This window comes from Caballeronia sp. LZ032, assembly GCF_031451315.1.
GTDB lineage: Bacteria > Pseudomonadota > Gammaproteobacteria > Burkholderiales > Burkholderiaceae > Caballeronia.
On the sequence record NZ_JARUXP010000001.1, the window covers coordinates 1,647,842 to 1,664,244 of the forward strand.

The window sequence follows — 16,403 nt, forward strand, 5'->3', positions numbered from 1 at the left end:
GTTGCCGGAACAATTCACCGGTCAGTTCAAATTTTTTTCAGGACTTGCGCGGCCGGCCGTCACCGCTATTGACGTTGGCGTGCTCGTCCCGCTGCGTGCCGCGCTGATAGTCGTCGCCGCCGCGCCGGTCGGTATCGACGAGCCCGCGTTCGAGATCCTCGTGCGCCTGCTTGCCGACCTCGCGCGGATCGTGCTCATGCTGCGATTCGACGTTCTGGTCCGCTTCGTGAGGCAACGGTGCGTTCGCGGCATCGTCGCGCGTCCGGGTATTGCGATCGCTGCTCGACACCTCGCGGCCGCGTTCGGGCGCGCTTGCGGGTTCCTTGTTCGACTGCTTCATGATCTTCTCCTGTCAATTGCTTCACTTCAGCCCGAGGCGCTTCTTCATCTCGGCGCTCAGGCGCTTGCGCGCCTTGTCGTAGCCGGCCCACGGATCGTGCTTCAATGCGTCGAGCCGTTCGTGCGCATTGCCGATGTTCCATTGATCGCCGCTCGTCACGTCGTCGAGTTCGTCCCAGGCAATCGGCATCGATGCGCCGAGTCCCGGACGCGCGCGCAGCGAGAACGCCGCCACCGTGCTCGAGCCGCGGTTGTTGCGCAGATAGTCGATGAAAATCTTGCCCTTGCGGTTCTGCATGCCCATCTTCGCGGAGAAGAGCTTGGGCAGCGTGCTCGCCATGTGCTGCGCGACCGCTTGCGAGAAGTCCTTCACGTCGTCCCAGCCGGCCTGCTTCACGAGCGGCACGATCACATGGAAGCCCTTGCCGCCGCTCGTCTTGCAGAACGATTCGAGGCCCAGTTCGGCGAGCAATTCCCTGGTGAGGCGCGCCGCCTCGATCATCCGTTCCCAGCCGACGCCCTCGCCCGGATCGAGATCGAACACCATGCGGTCCGGCTTCTCCAGGTTCGATGCGAGCGCGTTCCAGGTATGCAGTTCGATGGTGCCCATCTGCGCACAGCCCGCGAGCGCGCCCGCTGATTCAATGGTGAGCAGCGGCGGATGACCGGGATCGATGTCCGGATGCTGCTTGATATGGGGAATGGCGAGCTTTGCACTGTGCTTCTGGAAGAACAGCTCGCCGCCGATGTCTTCCGGCGCGCGCACGAGCGACACCGGGCGGTCCTTCAGATGCGGCAGCATCCATTGCGCGACGCTGGCGTAGTACTCGACCACGTCGATCTTGCGCGAGCCGCTGGACTTGTCGATCACGCGGTCCGGATGGCTGATCTTCACGCCTTCGACTTCCGCTGATGCCGCCTTGGCCTTCTTCGCTGCGGTGGTCTTCCTTGCTGCGGTCTTCTTCGTCGCTGTGGTCTTCTTCGCCGCAACCGGCTCTTCCTTGACGATCTGCCGCGCGGGTTTGTCGTCACGCAGACTGACGAACGATGCTTGTCGCACGATGCGCTCCTTGGTCCATTCCGCGAAATTGCATTCGGCCACGAGTTCGGGCTTGACCCAGTGCACGGGCGTCCGGCTGCGCTCCTGCGGCTCGCTCGCGAAGGGCATGCGCTTCGTCTCGCGTTTGTCGAGTTCCTTCTTCACCGCGACGAGCAGCGCGTGATCGAACCCGGTGCCCACGCGGCCCGCGTATTGCAGCTTGCCGTGCGCGTCGTACACGCCGAGCAGCAGCGCGCCAAACTGGCCGCGGCTGCCTGTCGGCTCGGAATATCCGCCGATCACGAACTCCTGGCGCCGCCGGCACTTGAGCTTGATCCACGCATTGCCGCGCCCCGACACATAGCCGCTGTCAATGCGCTTGCCGATGATGCCTTCGAGCGCCATGTCGCATGCGCTTTTCAGCAGATCGTCGGCGTGGAACGCGAAGTCCTGCGAATAGCGCAGCACCGGATCTTCCGCCGGTTCGACGAGCGCCTTCAGCAGCGCGCGACGCTGCACGAGCGGCACGTCGCGCAGGTCATAGCCGTTGAGCCAGGGCACGTCGAAGAAATACACGACGATGTCCTGCGGACGGCCTGCGTCAAAGGCGTTCTGCAGCGCCTGGAAGTCGGGCAGTCCGCGTGCGTCGAGCACCACGGCTTCGCCGTCGAGCCAGCCGCTCTCGATCTCGAGCTGTTCCAGCGCCTGAACCTGCTTCGGGAATTTCGCGGTCCAGTCGTTGCCGTTGCGCGTGAAAATCGCGATGCGGCGTTTGCCCTTCACCGTGTCGATGCGCGCCAGCACCCGATAGCCGTCGAACTTGATCTCGTAGGCCCAGTCGTCGCCGAAGGGCGCGGCATCGACGAGCGTGGCGAGCTGCGGCTTGAACGTGGTGGGCAGCTTCGCCTTCACCGCGCCCTCGATCGCGGGTTCATGCGACAAGGTCCGCAGCGATTCCGCGCTGCGAGTCGCGACGATGTCCGGATGATCGTGGCCGTTCGCCTGTGCGGCGGAGGTCTTCTTGCGCGCGGGCGTCTTTGCGGGCGCTTTCTTTGCCGCCGTCTTGCGCTCCGATCGTTCGAGCACCGCACCATCCTTGCCGCGCGCGCCGGGCGCATCGGACATCACGCTGCCCGGCCTTTTGAGAAGCACGTCGTATTCGCTCTCCGGGCGCGCCGTATCGTCGCGCTCCTTGATGAGCAGCCATTGCTCCTTGTCGCCGCTGCCGCGCATGTGGCTTTTTACGAGCGTCCAGCCGCCCTGCAGCTTCTCGCCATCGAGCGTGAACTTGAGCTTGCCCTTTTCGTATTCACGCTGTGCATCCGCGAAGCTGCCCGCCTGCGGCGCCCACGTGCCGCGATCCCACACGATGACGCTGCCCGCACCGTAGTTGCCTTCGGGGATCTCGCCTTCGAACGAACCATAGTCGAGCGGATGATCCTCGACATGCACCGCCAGGCGCTTCACCGTGGGATCGAGGCTCGGTCCCTTCGGCACGGCCCATGACTTGAGCGTGCCGTCGAGTTCCAGGCGGAAGTCGTAGTGCAGACGGCGTGCATCGTGTTCCTGGATGACGAAGGACAGGCTGGACTTCGCGGGTGGTTTGGCCGTCTTGCGGGCCCGCGCGGCGCGCTTCGCGGCGCCGGACGGCTCCGGCGTCTTGTCGAACGCGCGCATGCGCTGATAGGTGTCGAGTTTGCCGGCCATCGTCGGAAATCCGCAGTGTCAGAGGCGAGACAGACGCGCTTCACGCACGCTTGCGGCGCGCAGTCTTGCGCGCCGGACGCGCGGCTTCTTCGCCGGAGTCGTCCTCGCCGTCTGCTTCCTCCGCGGCCGCGGCCTTGCCACGTTTCGCCGGCGCGCCACCCTTCTTGAGACTGCGCTTGAGCAATTCCGACAAGTCGAGGATGTCGGCAGACGACTTCTGTTCGCCGCCCTCTTCCACCTTCATCACCTCGGCCACCTTGCCTTGTTTCACCTTCTTGTCGACGAGCGCCATGATGTCGTCCTTGAAGGTGTCGTGGTACTTCGACGGATCCCAGCTGTCGCTCATGTCGTCGATGAGCCGCTTGGCCATCTCCAGTTCCTTCGGCGTCACGCCGGCCTTCTTCGTGTCTTCGTCGGGGAACTTGAACTCGCCGAAATCGCGAACCTCGTCGCCCCAGCGCAGCGTGTTGAGCGCCAGCGCCGGACCCACCGGAATCAGCGCCGCGAGATGCTGCTTGTTATGCAGCACGACGCTCGCGATGCCGACCTTGCCCGTGTCCTTCAGCGCATCGCGCAGCAGCGCATAGACCTTCTCGCCCTTGCGATCGGGCGCGAGATAGTAAGGCGTGTCGAGCGACAGGAACGAGATCTCGGGGGCATCGACGAAGGCGAGAATGTCGACCGTCTGGGTGGACTCCGGATTGGCCGCGCGAATCTCGGCGTCGGTCATCACGACATACTTGCCCTTCTCATACTCGAAGCCGCGCACGATGTTGTCGCGCGTGACTTCCTTGCCCGTGTTCTTGTTGATCTGCTTGTAGCCGATCGGGTCCATGGAGCGCTTGTCGAGCAGGTTGAAGCCGACCTTCTCCGACTGCGTCGCGGGATAGAGTTGCACGGGCACGTGGACCAGTCCGAAGCTGATCGCGCCTTTCCAGATCATGTGCGGCATCGCGGCACCTTGGCGGTCGGGAAGAGTCGATGAACGCGCCTCGCGCCGGGCGGGCGTCGAGGCGTTTTCCGTGCGCGGTTGCGGCACGGTATCGGAAGGAATCGCAGGAAACATGCCAAGGCGGCCGGGCGCGCGGCGTCCGGCGATCTGGGCCGAAGCCGGGCAGGCGTTCTGTAAGCCTTACTGCTCCAGCCGACCAAAGATGCTATTTGCGGTTGGCGGTCACGGTCAGCTGCGTGCCGTCGTCGAGCGTGACGGTCTTTTTGGAACCGGTCGAAGTCGGCATGGCGAAGCGCACGATCTGGCTGAAGCGGTTGTCCACCGGACATTGCAGGCTCTTCCCGGCCACCGTGACGCGCGATGTGCCCTTTGGCGCATAGGCCCGGAAACTGATCTGCACGTTGGCCGTGCCGTTGTCGCCGACCATCGGCGCGAAGCGGATCTGCACCTGCCGCACCGCCGCGCCGTCGGCGCTCTTCGGCACCGAGGCCGCCTGCGGACAGCCGTCCGGCACGGCCTGCGCGCCGCCGGCGGCGTTGCCTTGCCAGGTGAAGTCATCGGTCTGCCCGGAGCGGATGGTGCGGGTTTCCTGCTCGTTGCCGAACGACTTCGAGGTCATCTTGACCGTGTATTTGATGGGGCCGTCATTGGCCGCCTCGGAGAGCACCTTGATGCCCGGCGTGGCCCGGGCGGTCGCGGCGATCATCGTGAGCGCGGCGACGGAAACGATGCGACGAACGATCGAACGACGATTCATGCCGCCACCTCCGTAACAGGCGCTGTGAGTGAATCCGGCGCGTCTCGCGCACCGGGACGCAGTGTGCGTGCAACGGTCCGGATTCAGTCTAGCGCCACGTTTGACGGGTCATCGTCATGGATAACCCGAGTGCGCGAAGGGCGGCTTGCGCATGGTCAAAAACCTGTCAGCGGCGCCTCAAAAGCCCGTCAGCACCAGCTTGCCGACCGTGCGCCCTTCTTCCAGCAGCCGATGCGCCTCGCGCAGGTTCGTCGCATTGATGGGTCCGAGGTCGCGTCCGAGGGTCGTGCGCAGCGTGCCTGCGTCGATCAGCCGCGCCACTTCCGACAGCAGCTTGTGCTGCTCGATCATGTCGGGCGTGCTGAACATCGCGCGCGTGAACATGAACTCCCAGTGGAATGCGGCGCTCTTCGCCTTCAGCAGTTCCACCGGCAGCGGCCGCGCATTCTCGACGATCGTGCAGATGCCGCCCTGCGGCTTGATGACTTCGGCGGCGGCCGGGAAATGCTTGTCGGTGTCGTTGAAGATCAGCACGTAGTCGACCTGCGGGAAGCCGATCTGCTTCATCTGCGCCGGGATGTCCCCGAAGTGATCGACGATGTGATCCGCACCGAGTTCTTGCGCCCACTTGGCCGATTCGGGCCGCGACGCCGTGGCGATCACCTGCAGCTTCGCCACCCGCTTCGCAAGCTGGATGCCGATCGACCCGACGCCGCCCGCCCCGCCGACGATCAGCACCGACTTGCCCGCGTCCTTGCCTTCCGCCGACACGCCCAGGCGGTCGAACAGCGCTTCCCACGCGGTGATGGTGGTCAGCGGCAGCGCGGCGGCGCTGCTGAAATCGAGCGAGGCCGGCTTCGTGCCGACGATGCGTTCATCGATCAGATGGAATTCGCTGTTCGCGCCGGGCCGGGTGATGTCGCCGGCGTAGTAGACCGGATCGCCGACCTTGAACAGCGTCGCTTCCGGTCCGACGGCGGCCACCACGCCCGCCGCGTCCCAGCCCAGCACGCGCGGGGCCGATTCGACCTTGTCCTTGGGCGCGCGCACCTTGGTGTCGACCGGATTGACGGCGATCGCCTCGACCTTCACGAGCAGGTCGCGTCCGGTGGGCACGGGTTGCTCGAGCTCGATGTCGACCAGCGCTTGCGGGTCGGAAATCGGGAGGTAGCGCGTGAAACCGATGGCTTTCATGGGGTGCTCCATTGAAGTGAGTGAACGGTTGCCCATGGTAAGACGCCTGCGATATCCGGAAAACCGTCATAATCACTGAAACATTCTTCGCGAAATCCATCAAATGGCAAGTGATCTCCTCGCGGACGCCACGCCGCGCGAGCGTCTCGATCTCCTCGATATCGGACTTTTCGTGCGTGCGGCGGCGTTGGCCAATCTGTCCGCCGCCGCGCGCGAATTCGGGCTCTCGCCCGCGGTGGCGAGCGCACGCATTGCGGCGCTGGAGCGCATGCTCGGCGCGCGGCTGCTGCATCGCACGACCCGGCGCGTCTCGCTGACCCAGGAGGGCGAGATCTTCGCCGACCACGCGCGCGGCCTGCTCGACGCCGCCGACGCGGCGCGCGCGTCGGTCGGACAGGCGCGCGAGCATCCGCACGGGCGCCTGCGCGTGACCATGCCCTCGTCGCTCGGACGCCAGCACATCTCGCCGCTAATGCCCGCGTTCCTGCGCCAATACCCGGGCGTGAGCGTCGATCTGCGCATGACCGACCAGATCGTGGATCTCGTGGACGAGGGCATTGACCTCGCGATCCGCATCGGCGCGCTGAAGGATTCGACGCTGGTGGCGAAGAAGCTCGCGAGCAACCGCCGCGTGCTGTGCGCGTCGCCCGGCTATCTCGCGCGGCACGGCACGCCGCGCCATCCGGCCGATCTCGCGCGCCACGAGTGTGTGATCCTCGCCGATCAGCGCGACTGGAGCTTCGTCACGCCGACCGGCGTGATCGACGTGCGCGTGTCCGGTCGGCTCGTGACCGACAACGGCGAGGTGATCCGCGATGCGCTGGCGGCGGGCATCGGCATCGGGCTGAAATCGACGTGGAGCGTCGCGCCGCTGATCGCGAGCGGCGAACTCGTCACGCTGCTCGACGACTATCCGCCCGCGCAGACCGTGGCGATCTGGGCCGTGTATCCGAGCCGCGCGTTTGTGCCGCCGAAAACGCTGGCCTTCATCGACTTCCTCGCCGGACAGTTCGGCGAGCCGCCCTACTGGGACGTCGATCCCGCGAAGGTGCAGCGTTAGCGCGCGCAAGCCGGCCGGTACAATGGCGCTTTCGCGCGTCCACTGTTTCTTGGCCCTCGCCCTCGCCTTCGATGAACCTCGTCATTCAAAGCCTCGCCCCGATCTCCGATTCGCACCTGCGCCCGCTCGCGGCGCTGGCCCGCTCGCAGGCTCCGCAGCGCGTCGATGACACGCTGCTGCGTCTTGCCGGCGCCGACCCGCTGCAACGTCCCGACATCGACGCGTACTGCGGCACGCACGGCCTCGACTACGCCTACATCGCGCCGGATGCGACGCTCGCCGGTTTTGGCCTCGTCGCGATGGACATGGACTCGACGCTCATTACGATCGAATGCATCGATGAAATCGCGGATTTCTGCGGGCTGAAGGCGGAAGTCGCGGCGATCACCGAGGCGTCGATGCGCGGCGAGATCAAGGACTTCAACGAGAGCCTCACGCGCCGCGTCGCGTTGCTGAAGGGACTCGATGCAAACGCGCTCGAACGGGTCTACGAGGAACGCCTGAAACTGTCGCCGGGCGCGGAGCGCATGCTCGCCGGCGCGCGCGCGGCGGGTCTGAAGACGCTGCTCGTGTCGGGCGGCTTCACGTTCTTCACCGAGCGGCTGAAGGCGCGTCTCGGCCTCGACTACACGCGGGCGAACACGCTGGAAATCGTCGATGGCAAGCTGACGGGCAAGGTAGTCGGCGAAATCGTCAACGCGGACGTGAAGGCGCGCACGCTGCTCGACACCTGCGCGCAGATCGGCATCGATCCGCAGCGCGCGATCGCCATGGGCGACGGCTCGAACGATCTGAAGATGATGGCCGAAGCGGGCTTGTCGGTGGCGTTTCGCGCGAAGCCGGTCGTGCGCGAGTCGGCGAGCCTCGCGTTCAACTTCGTCGGCCTCGACGGCCTGCTGCGGTTGTTCTGAACGCTGCGGCTTTCGTGCTTGTCGAAGAACGGCGCCCTCGGGCGCCGTTTGTCTTAACCGAACGCCTTGACCAGCGCCGCTTCGAGATCGGCGCGCAGGTCCGCTTCCGCCTCCAGGCCGATATAGAACCGCACCAGCACGCCTTCGTGCGGCCATTGCGATGCCGTGCGCATCGTGCGGACGGTGTAGGGCATCGCGAGGCTGTGCGAGCCGCCCCAGCTCCAGCCGATCGAGAACAGCTCGAGCGCCTCGACGAACGCATCGACTTGCGCCGCGCTGTATTGCTTGTCGAAGACGATGGAGAACAGGCCGCCCGCGCCGCCCTTGAAATCGCGCTCGAAGAACGCGTGGCCGGGACAGTCCGGCAGCGCCGGATGCAGCACGGCGGCCACTTCGGGGCGCGTCTTCAGCCAGGTGGCGAGCGCGAACGCCGCGCGGTCGTGGGCCTCGTAACGCGTCTTCATCGAAGGCAGGCTGCGCAATACGAGCGATGCATCGTCCGCCGATACCCCGACACCCAGCTGCATGCGCGCGCGCTTCAGCTTGCTGTGCAAGTCGGCGTTGCGCGTGATGGTCGCGCCCATCAGCACGTCGCTGCCGCCGGACTGATACTTCGTCAGCGCCTGCACCGAAATGTCGACGCCATGTTCGAACGGCTTGAAAGCGAGGCCGGCCGAGAACGTATTGTCGATGGCCGTCACGATGCCCTTCGCCCGCGCGGCCGCGGCGATGGCGGGCACGTCCTGCACTTCCATCGTCACGGAACCGGGCGCTTCGAGCCAGACCAGCTTCGTATTGGCGCGCAGCAAGGTATCGATGCCCGCGCCGATCATCGGATCGTAATACGTCACCTCGATGCCGAAATCCTCCGCGAGCCAGTCCGCGTGATCGCGGTTCGGGCCATAGGCGTTGTCGGGCACGAGCACGTGATCGCTCGTCCGCACGAGACCGAAATAGACATTCGAGATCGCCGCGAGTCCCGAGGGCTGCAACAGCGCGTACTCGCCGCCTTCGATGGCCGCGATGCGCTGCGCCAGCGCGATGGTCGTCGGCGTCCCGTGCAGGCCGTAGCGCCACCTGGAGTCGTCGTTCCAGACGAGCGAGCGCATCGTCGCGAGATCGGGAAACACGACCGTCGACGCCCGCGCCACCGGCACCGAAAACGACTCGAAGCCGGGCGTGATGCGATCCTCCGGCTGGACGATGCGGGTTTGCAGGTCGCGGTTGGGGGCGTTGTCGTGGGAATCGGTCATGGCGTGGCGTTGAAACGGATCAAGGAAGATGCCGCCGGAGCGCGCCGGCGGCATGAAAGAGACAGGGCTATTCGCCGATGATGACGTTGCTCGTGCCGCCCACGCTGTTCTTCGGCGGTGCGGGCGGCGCCGGTTCCAGCGACGGCGCGGGCGGCGCTTTCGATGCACCCGCCGCGCCCGCTGAACCCGCGGCATTCCCGCCCGGCAGCGGCGGCAGCCCGGCGCCCGCAACGGCGGGCCGAAGCTCGAAGGGCTGTCCGTTGGAATCGTCGGGATCCATGCGTTCGCCGGACACGCTGCCGTCCGGCGCGAACTTGCCGACCCAGTTGCCGGTGATGTGCGTGCCGTCGTTCGATTCCTCGATCTCGAGCGTGTCGCTGTCGCGATCGCCCGCCACGAGAATCACGTTCGGGCTGCCTGCAAAGCGATATTCGCCGTGGACGCCGGACGGATCGTCGGTTTTCGCGCCGAGCTTCATCTCGATCTGCCGCGTGCCCAGCGTGCCGACATAGCGCGGAAAGCGCGCGTACTCCGGATTGGGCGTCAGCGGCTTTTGCGGCGGCAGCGCCAGTTCGGCGATGGCCGCTTGCGCGCCGTGCGCATCCGCGCCGGCCGGCTCGCGCTGGTCCGGCGGCAACACGCCGGAGCCGCCTGCGGGCATCGGCGAATTGCAGGCGGCCAGCGCCGCCGTGATGGCCAGCGCCGCCGTGATGGCCAGCGCCGCGATGAGACGCGAGCCGTGCATGCTGTGGATCATCCGTGGTTCCTTCGTTGTGTGCGGGATTCGAGCGCGCATCGGCTGCCTCAGATGCGCTCGAAGATCGCCGCGATGCCCTGCCCGCCGCCGATGCACATCGTCACGAGCGCATAGCGCCCGCCGATGCGCTGCAGCTCGTACAGCGCCTTCACGGTGATCAGCGCGCCCGTGGCGCCGATCGGATGGCCGAGCGAAATGCCCGAACCGTTCGGATTGACCTTCGCGGGATCCAGCCTCAGTTCCTGCGACACGGCGCAGGCCTGCGCGGCGAACGCCTCGTTGGCCTCGATCACGTCGAGATCCGCGACGGACAAACCCGCGCGTTCCAGGACCTTCTGCGTCGCGGGCACCGGGCCGATGCCCATGATCTTCGGATCGACGCCCGCGTGCGCGTAGGCGACCAGCCTGGCCAGCGGCTGCGCGCCGCGCTTCTCGGCGACGCTGCACTCCATCAGCACGACGGCCGCCGCGGCGTCGTTGATGCCCGATGCATTGCCCGCCGTCACCGTGCCGTTTTCTTTCGCGAACACGGGCTTGAGCTTTGCGAAGTCCTCGGCAGTGGCGTTCATGCGCACGTGTTCGTCGCGCTCGAACACCGTGTCGCCTTTCTTCGACGCGAGCGTGATCGGCAGGATCTGCTCCTTGAAGAAACCGGCCTCGATGGCGTGCGCCGCGCGCTTGTGCGATTCGAGCGCGAGCGCGTCCTGCATCTCCCGCGTGATGCCGAACTGGCGCGCGACGTTCTCGGCGGTCACGCCCATGTGAATCTTGTCGAACGGATCGTTCAGCGCGCCGACCATCATGTCGACGATGCGCGCGTCGCCCATGCGCTGGCCGAAGCGCGCGGCCGGCATGATGTAGGGCGCGCGGCTCATGCTTTCCGCGCCGCCGCCGATGGCGACATCCGCATCGCCGAGCAGGATGCTCTGCGACGCCGATACGATCGCCTGCAGGCCCGAACCGCACAGGCGGTTCACCGTGAGCGCGGGCGCGTGCTGCGTGACGCCGCCGTCGAGCGCGGCGACGCGGGCGAGATACATGTCGCGCGGCTCGGTCTGGATCACGTTGCCGAACACTACGTGGCCGACTTCATCGCCCTGCACGTTCGCACGCGACAAGGCCTCGCGCACGACGCGCGCGCCGAGATCGGTCGGCATGAAATCCTTCAGCGCGCCGCCGAAATCGCCGATTGCCGTGCGCACGCCGCTCACCACCACCACTTCACGTTGCATGTCGTCTCCGCTGTCGGGTTGTCGTTGCTGGATTGACGCTCAGGCTTTCAGCGCGCGCTCCACCGCGGCCTGATCAGGAATCGGCGCGACCGCGCCAAAGCCTTGCGTCGAAAGGCGGCCGCCGCGTTCGCATAGCGCGCGGCCGCGAAAGGATCATCGCCGGCGACGATGCGCGCAATGAACGCGCCGCCAAAGCAGTCGCCCGCGCCGGTGGCATCGACCGCCTGCACGACGCGGCCGGGCACCACGCGCCGCTCGGCGGGCGTGGCGATGTACGCGCCTTCGCGGCCCAGTTTCAGCGCGACGATCTTCGGACCGAGCGCCAACAAGGCGTCGACGATCGCGTCCTTGTCTTCGTGGCCCGTGAGCAGCGTGACGTCGTCCCAGCTCGGCAGGCAGATGTCGGCCGAGCGGATGGCTTCGAGCATCACGGCGCGAGCGCGCGCGAGCGGCCACAGCTTGAGGCGCAGGTTGGTGTCGAAACTGACGGTGACGCGGTGCGAGCGCGCATGGTCGATGGCGGCGAGCGCGGCATCGCACGCGGCCACGCCGATCGCCAGACTGATGCCCGACAGATGCACGACGCGGGCGGCCGCGATGGCGTCGAGCGGCAGGTGCGACGGCGCATAGCGGCTCGCCGCCGAGCCCGCGCGCAAGTAGTCGAAGCGATGCCCCTGCTCGCCGTGCGACACGAAATACACGCCCGTGGGCGCGTCCTGATCGATGCGCACCGTGGAGGTGTCGACGTTCTCCGCGCGCCACAGGTCGAGCAGCAACTGGCCGAAGTGATCGTTGCCGACGGCGGAGACGAAGCCGGTCGAGGCGCCCTGCCGCGACGCCGCGATCAGGAAGTTCGACACATCGCCGCCGAAACCTTGCAGATAGCCGGGCTGGCCGCGCTGCGACTGATTGAACTCGATCATCGCCTCGCCGAGGGCGAGGACCTGCGGAGCGTGCGGCATGGTGTCAGACCTCGCCCCAGAGATCGTGGCCGTCGGCGCCGGTGATTTTCACGGAGACGAAATCGCCGGCCTTGTAGCGCTTCGATGCCTTGGTGGCCGGCGCGATGTACACGACGCCGTCGATTTCCGGCGCATCCGCCGCCGTGCGGCCGATGCCGCCGTCCGTGCCGATCTCGTCGACGAGCACCTTGAGCGTCTTGCCCACTTTCTTTTTCATGCGCTTCGCCGACAGTTCCTCGGCGAGTTCCATGAAGCGCGCGCGGCGCTCTTCGCGGACTTCATCGGGCAAGGCGCCGTCGAGTTCGTTGGCGCTCGCGCCTTCGACCGGCGAATACGCAAAGCAGCCGACGCGGTCCAGGTCCGCTTCCGCGATGAAGTCGAGCAGGGTCTGGAACTGCTCTTCCGTTTCGCCCGGAAAGCCCGCGATGAAGGTGCTGCGAATGGTCAGGTCGGGACAGATTTCGCGCCACGTCCGGACGCGCTCGAGCACTTTCTCGGCGTTGGCCGGACGCTTCATGCGCTTGAGCACCTCGGGATGCGCGTGCTGGAACGGCACGTCGAGATACGGCAGCACGTGGCCCTTGAGCGGGCCTTCGGCCATCATCGGGATGACTTCGTCGACGCTCGGGTACGGATAGACGTAATGCAGGCGCACCCAGGCGCCGTATTGGGCGGCGAGTTCGCCGAGCGCGCCGACCAGGTCGGTCATGCGCGTCTTGAGCGGCTTGCCGTTCCAGAAGCCGGTGCGGTACTTGACGTCGACGCCGTACGCGCTCGTGTCCTGCGAGATCACGAGCAGTTCCTTCACGCCGGACTTGAAGAGATTCTCGGCTTCGAGCATGACTTCGGCGACGGGACGCGAGACGAGATCGCCGCGCATCGACGGAATGATGCAGAAGGTGCAGCGATGATTGCAGCCTTCGGAGATTTTCAGATAGGCGTAGTGGCGCGGCGTGAGCTTGATGCCGGCGGGCGGGACGAGGTCGGTGAACGGATCGTGCGGCTTGGGCAGATACGTGTGCACCGCGTTCATCACTTCGTTGGTGGCGTGGGGGCCGGTGACCGCGAGCACCTTCGGATGCACTTCCTCGATCAGGCCGCCGCCGCTCGCGCTCTTTTTCGCGCCGAGGCAGCCGGTGACGATGACCTTGCCGTTTTCGGAGAGCGCCTCGCCGATGGCGTCGAGGCTTTCCTGCACGGCTTCGTCGATGAAGCCGCAGGTGTTGACCACGACGAGGTCCGCGCCGTCATAGGTGCCGGAGATTTGATAACCCTCGGCGCGCAGCTGGGTGATGATCTGCTCGGAGTCGACGAGGGCTTTCGGGCAGCCGAGGGACACCATGCCGATTTTGGGGGCTGGGGCCTGGGCGGTTGATTCCAAAGAGTTTTTCACGGGGAGAGACGATGTTGTGGGACTCGGCCGAAGGCGTCGGGCGAATCCACTATTTTACATCGGAGCGGTGGGGAGGCGGTTTGGAGGGTGATCGGTGGTGCGGATTGGTTCAAGCGGAGGATCACCCAGGCATTCGCTGTGACACTGTTTGCTGAAAACGAACCCCTTTTTCACAACGCAGTCTGCGTTTGTCGTTCAGACTGGCTTACATCCGCGAGGCTCGAAACTTGAAATACGACGCGAAATGCCATGAGAAGGACAGCAATACAGATCCGCGCTGCAACCGTCGAAGACGTGCCCTGGCTTTTCGATGTTCGCACTAGCGTCCGTGAGAACCGCATGTCCATCGAAGAACTGGCATCCGTGAATATCACGCCGGTGACCATTGCCGCCATGCTGACTGGCGAAGGCCGCGGTTGGGTTGCGGAAGATGCTGCAAAGGTTGTGGCATTCGGCATGGCAAACGCGGCAGACGCAACGATCTTCGCGCTGTTTGTTCGACCCGAATATGAAGGAATCGGCGTGGGCCGACTGCTCATGAACGCAGCGGAACAATGGTTGTTCAGCCGAGGATGCGGCGAGATCTGGCTGCGGACTGATCGGAACCCAGCAGTCCGAGCGAACGGCTTTTATCAGCGGCTTGGTTGGAAAAACGAGGGGGTTAGGGAAGACGGCCAGAATCAATATACGAAGTGCCTATCTTGATACTGCACCTGCGGCACTTGAACGATTTTCCGGCGAACTCGGCTCGAGACGTCGCGAGACGTTGAATCCTGAAGCACAACCCGCTTGCAATGCCGAGCAGCGGCTGGTTGCAGGTCTCGCTGGAAAGCAACGATGCGCCGTTTCCTGCCTCATCGATATAGCAGATCGATATAGCAGATGTACGTCACAGTCATGCGTCCGCGGATATGAAAACAGCCGCTTGAAGCGGCTGTTCGGCGGCCTGCGGCCGTATTTGCCGCCAGGTTTCCCCGTTCGACGAGCGTTTCAGGCATCGCCTGAAACGTAGGTATAGCTTAGGGGCGCGCCATACCGAGCGTCAACGAAATCGCGAACGCATTTCTGTGAAATTACTTCCTCAACGTTCCGCCGCTGACCCTGATCCCCCGGCTGGCGATGCACGCCACCCGCGAAGCCTGCCCGGATACGAGTCCCCTACTTCTTCTCCGTAGTCGGCCCCGTAGGCGCCTGAAACGGAAACGTATTGAACATCGTCTTCGCCTGCGATTGCATCTGCTCCTGCATCTGCACGAACATGTTCTTCGACTGCTCGATGTAGCTCGTCATCATGCCCTGCATCATCGGCGCCTGCATGTTCATGAACTGCGACCAGACCTCGGGATTCAGCGCGTTGCCGTCGTAAATGCCCTTGCTCTGTTCGGACAGCTTCTGCTGGATGTCGATGAACGCCTGGATGTTCTTCTCCAGGTACGTGCCCATCATGCCCTGCATCGCGTGGCCGTAGAAGCGGATGATCTGCGACAGCATCACCGAGGAGAACATCGGCAGGCCGCCGCTCTCTTCCTCAAGAATGATCTGCAGCAGGATGCTGCGCGTGAGGTCGTCGTTGGACTTCGCGTCGAGCACCTTGAACTCTTCCTGATCGAGCACGAGTTGCTTCACATCCGACAACGTGATGTAGGTGCTCGTCTCCGTGTCATACAGCCGACGGTTCGGATACTTCTTGATCAGTCGCTCGGCGGATTTCTTTGTAGTAGTAGTGGTCATTGAACGCCTTTAAACGCAAAACTTTACTGCGATGGCAGCAAGCAGGTCTTGCGTCGTCGCAAAAAAGCGCTGCTGCATGTTCGCCGCATCGTTGAAAAAATCCGGCGAGTGGCGGCCCGCCCGGATGCACGTAATGCATGCAACGCACGCAATGCACGCCGCACCCGGACGAGCCTCCGCCCGTCAGCCCATATGCAAGCCGCCGTTCAGCGAGAAGTCCGCGCCGGTCGAGAAGCCCGATTCATCGGAGGCCAGCCACGCGCAGATCGAGCCGATCTCGTCGGGCGTGCCCAGACGCCGCACCGGAATGGTCGCGACGATCTTCTCCAGCACTTCCGGCCGGATGGCCTTCACCATGTCCGTGCCGATGTAACCCGGCGACACCGTGTTGACCGTCACGCCCTTGGTCGCCACTTCCTGCGCGAGCGCCATCGTGAAGCCGTGAATGCCGGCCTTGGCGGTCGAATAGTTGGTCTGGCCGAACTGCCCCTTCTGCCCGTTCACCGACGAAATGTTGATGATGCGGCCGAAACCCCGCTCCACCATGCCGTCGATGACCTGCTTGGTCACGTTGAACAGGCTCGTCAGGTTGGTGTCGATGACGGCCGTCCAGTCCTCGTGCGTCATCTTGCGGAACACGACGTCGCGCGTGATGCCTGCATTGTTCACCAGCACGTCGACTTCGCCGACTTCGGATTTGACCTTGTCGAACGCGTTCTTGGTCGATTCCCAGTCGCCGACGTTGCCTTCCGAGGCAATGAAGTCGAAGCCGAGCGCCTTCTGGTCTTCCAGCCATTTCACCCGGCGCGGCGAGTTGGGGCCGCAGCCCGCGACCACCGTGAAGCCATCCTTGTGCAGGCGCTGGCAGATGCTGGTGCCGATGCCGCCCATGCCGCCGGTTACATACGCTATGCGCTTCGTCATACCTCACTCCATTTTCGTTATGCGGACGGCGATCTCCAGGCCGCCCGCCAATCCTTCCCAGTCCTGCCCTGCGTACTTGTGCCGCGCGTCCTGCTTACGGCCGTTCCACCGCCAGCGCCACGCCCATGCCGCCGCCGATGCACAGCGACGCCAGACCCTTCTTCGCATCGCGCTTCTGCATTTCGTGCAGCA

General features: G+C 65.0%; 15 protein-coding genes and 1 pseudogene. 3 read left to right on the top strand and 13 right to left on the bottom strand.

The features are described from left to right. Positions 1 to 37: 37 nt before the first annotated feature. From QCE69_RS07705 to QCE69_RS07725, 5 genes are all read right to left on the bottom strand, one after another. Positions 38 to 340 carry a hypothetical protein gene (locus QCE69_RS07705; protein WP_309930184.1) on the bottom strand — a complete coding sequence of 101 codons (303 nt, stop codon included), beginning with the start codon at positions 338 to 340 and terminating at the stop codon, positions 38 to 40. A 21-nt stretch (positions 341 to 361) separates the two neighbouring features. Further along, positions 362 to 3,085, bottom strand: coding sequence for a DNA ligase D (gene ligD, locus QCE69_RS07710; RefSeq protein ID WP_309930185.1), 2,724 nt, complete (start codon positions 3,083 to 3,085; stop codon positions 362 to 364). 40 nt (positions 3,086 to 3,125) lie between these two features. Further along, complete coding sequence (locus QCE69_RS07715) at positions 3,126 to 4,037, bottom strand: Ku protein (RefSeq protein WP_309916490.1); 912 nt, start codon at positions 4,035 to 4,037, stop codon at positions 3,126 to 3,128. A 205-nt stretch (positions 4,038 to 4,242) separates the two neighbouring features. Beyond that, positions 4,243 to 4,794 (bottom strand): DUF6013 family protein, encoded by a 552-nt coding sequence (locus QCE69_RS07720; protein ID WP_309930187.1) that lies wholly within the window; start codon positions 4,792 to 4,794, stop codon positions 4,243 to 4,245. Positions 4,795 to 4,971: 177 nt separating this feature from the next. Further along, positions 4,972 to 5,988: a zinc-binding alcohol dehydrogenase family protein gene (locus tag QCE69_RS07725; protein ID WP_309930189.1), complete on the bottom strand. Its 1,017-nt coding sequence runs from the start codon at positions 5,986 to 5,988 to the stop codon at positions 4,972 to 4,974. Between the two features lie 103 nt (positions 5,989 to 6,091). Here QCE69_RS07725 and QCE69_RS07730 point away from each other — a divergent pair, with 103 nt between their 5' ends. Together QCE69_RS07730 and serB are read left to right on the top strand one after the other, a co-directional pair. Then, entirely contained in the window at positions 6,092 to 7,048 is a 957-nt protein-coding gene (locus tag QCE69_RS07730; RefSeq protein ID WP_309808461.1) for a LysR family transcriptional regulator, read from the top strand. Positions 7,049 to 7,119: 71 nt separating this feature from the next. Next, positions 7,120 to 7,959, top strand: a complete 840-nt coding sequence (gene serB / locus QCE69_RS07735; RefSeq protein WP_309930190.1) for a phosphoserine phosphatase SerB — start codon at positions 7,120 to 7,122, stop codon at positions 7,957 to 7,959. 53 nt (positions 7,960 to 8,012) lie between these two features. Here the strand turns inward: serB and QCE69_RS07740 are convergent, their stop codons facing one another. From QCE69_RS07740 to rimO, 5 genes and pseudogenes are all read right to left on the bottom strand, one after another. Further along, positions 8,013 to 9,212 carry a cystathionine beta-lyase gene (locus QCE69_RS07740; protein ID WP_309930191.1) on the bottom strand — a complete coding sequence of 400 codons (1,200 nt, stop codon included), beginning with the start codon at positions 9,210 to 9,212 and terminating at the stop codon, positions 8,013 to 8,015. 67 nt (positions 9,213 to 9,279) lie between these two features. Next, positions 9,280 to 9,969 carry a hypothetical protein gene (locus QCE69_RS07745; protein ID WP_309930192.1) on the bottom strand — a complete coding sequence of 230 codons (690 nt, stop codon included), beginning with the start codon at positions 9,967 to 9,969 and terminating at the stop codon, positions 9,280 to 9,282. 47 nt (positions 9,970 to 10,016) lie between these two features. Next, complete coding sequence (gene bktB / locus QCE69_RS07750; protein ID WP_309930194.1) at positions 10,017 to 11,201, bottom strand: beta-ketothiolase BktB; 1,185 nt, start codon at positions 11,199 to 11,201, stop codon at positions 10,017 to 10,019. 39 nt (positions 11,202 to 11,240) lie between these two features. Next, positions 11,241 to 12,163 (bottom strand): annotated as a pseudogene (locus QCE69_RS07755) (sugar kinase). 4 nt (positions 12,164 to 12,167) lie between these two features. Next, positions 12,168 to 13,505, bottom strand: coding sequence for a 30S ribosomal protein S12 methylthiotransferase RimO (gene rimO, locus QCE69_RS07760; RefSeq protein WP_309930195.1), 1,338 nt, complete (start codon positions 13,503 to 13,505; stop codon positions 12,168 to 12,170). A 390-nt stretch (positions 13,506 to 13,895) separates the two neighbouring features. Here rimO and QCE69_RS07765 point away from each other — a divergent pair, with 390 nt between their 5' ends. Further along, positions 13,896 to 14,261: a GNAT family N-acetyltransferase gene (locus tag QCE69_RS07765; protein ID WP_309930196.1), complete on the top strand. Its 366-nt coding sequence runs from the start codon at positions 13,896 to 13,898 to the stop codon at positions 14,259 to 14,261. Positions 14,262 to 14,714: 453 nt separating this feature from the next. On the opposite strand, the gene phaR is transcribed toward QCE69_RS07765, so the two are convergent. From phaR to QCE69_RS39510, 3 genes are all read right to left on the bottom strand, one after another. After that, positions 14,715 to 15,287, bottom strand: a complete 573-nt coding sequence (phaR, locus tag QCE69_RS07770; RefSeq protein WP_309916516.1) for a polyhydroxyalkanoate synthesis repressor PhaR — start codon at positions 15,285 to 15,287, stop codon at positions 14,715 to 14,717. A gap of 183 nt (positions 15,288 to 15,470) precedes the next feature. After that, positions 15,471 to 16,211, bottom strand: coding sequence for a 3-ketoacyl-ACP reductase (locus QCE69_RS07775; protein ID WP_309916519.1), 741 nt, complete (start codon positions 16,209 to 16,211; stop codon positions 15,471 to 15,473). Between the two features lie 94 nt (positions 16,212 to 16,305). Then, positions 16,306 to 16,403: hypothetical protein (locus QCE69_RS39510; protein WP_309934219.1), on the bottom strand; the 98-nt coding region annotated here is incomplete at its 5' end.

What these genes read in the sequence shown, in the direction of transcription:
- phaR (WP_309916516.1), bottom strand. Translation starts at nt 15,287, where the DNA reads ATGACCACTACTACTACAAAGAAATCCGCCGAGCGACTGATCAAGAAG.
- rimO (WP_309930195.1), bottom strand. Translation starts at nt 13,505, where the DNA reads ATGGTGTCCCTCGGCTGCCCGAAAGCCCTCGTCGACTCCGAGCAGATC.
- QCE69_RS07715 (WP_309916490.1), bottom strand. Translation starts at nt 4,037, where the DNA reads ATGCCGCACATGATCTGGAAAGGCGCGATCAGCTTCGGACTGGTCCAC.
- QCE69_RS07765 (WP_309930196.1), top strand. Translation starts at nt 13,896, where the DNA reads ATGTCCATCGAAGAACTGGCATCCGTGAATATCACGCCGGTGACCATT.
- serB (WP_309930190.1), top strand. Translation starts at nt 7,120, where the DNA reads ATGAACCTCGTCATTCAAAGCCTCGCCCCGATCTCCGATTCGCACCTG.
- QCE69_RS07775 (WP_309916519.1), bottom strand. Translation starts at nt 16,211, where the DNA reads ATGACGAAGCGCATAGCGTATGTAACCGGCGGCATGGGCGGCATCGGC.
- QCE69_RS07705 (WP_309930184.1), bottom strand. Translation starts at nt 340, where the DNA reads ATGAAGCAGTCGAACAAGGAACCCGCAAGCGCGCCCGAACGCGGCCGC.
- QCE69_RS07725 (WP_309930189.1), bottom strand. Translation starts at nt 5,988, where the DNA reads ATGAAAGCCATCGGTTTCACGCGCTACCTCCCGATTTCCGACCCGCAA.
- QCE69_RS07745 (WP_309930192.1), bottom strand. Translation starts at nt 9,969, where the DNA reads ATGATCCACAGCATGCACGGCTCGCGTCTCATCGCGGCGCTGGCCATC.
- ligD (WP_309930185.1), bottom strand. Translation starts at nt 3,085, where the DNA reads ATGGCCGGCAAACTCGACACCTATCAGCGCATGCGCGCGTTCGACAAG.
- bktB (WP_309930194.1), bottom strand. Translation starts at nt 11,201, where the DNA reads ATGCAACGTGAAGTGGTGGTGGTGAGCGGCGTGCGCACGGCAATCGGC.
- QCE69_RS07730 (WP_309808461.1), top strand. Translation starts at nt 6,092, where the DNA reads ATGGCAAGTGATCTCCTCGCGGACGCCACGCCGCGCGAGCGTCTCGAT.
- QCE69_RS07720 (WP_309930187.1), bottom strand. Translation starts at nt 4,794, where the DNA reads ATGAATCGTCGTTCGATCGTTCGTCGCATCGTTTCCGTCGCCGCGCTC.
- QCE69_RS07740 (WP_309930191.1), bottom strand. Translation starts at nt 9,212, where the DNA reads ATGACCGATTCCCACGACAACGCCCCCAACCGCGACCTGCAAACCCGC.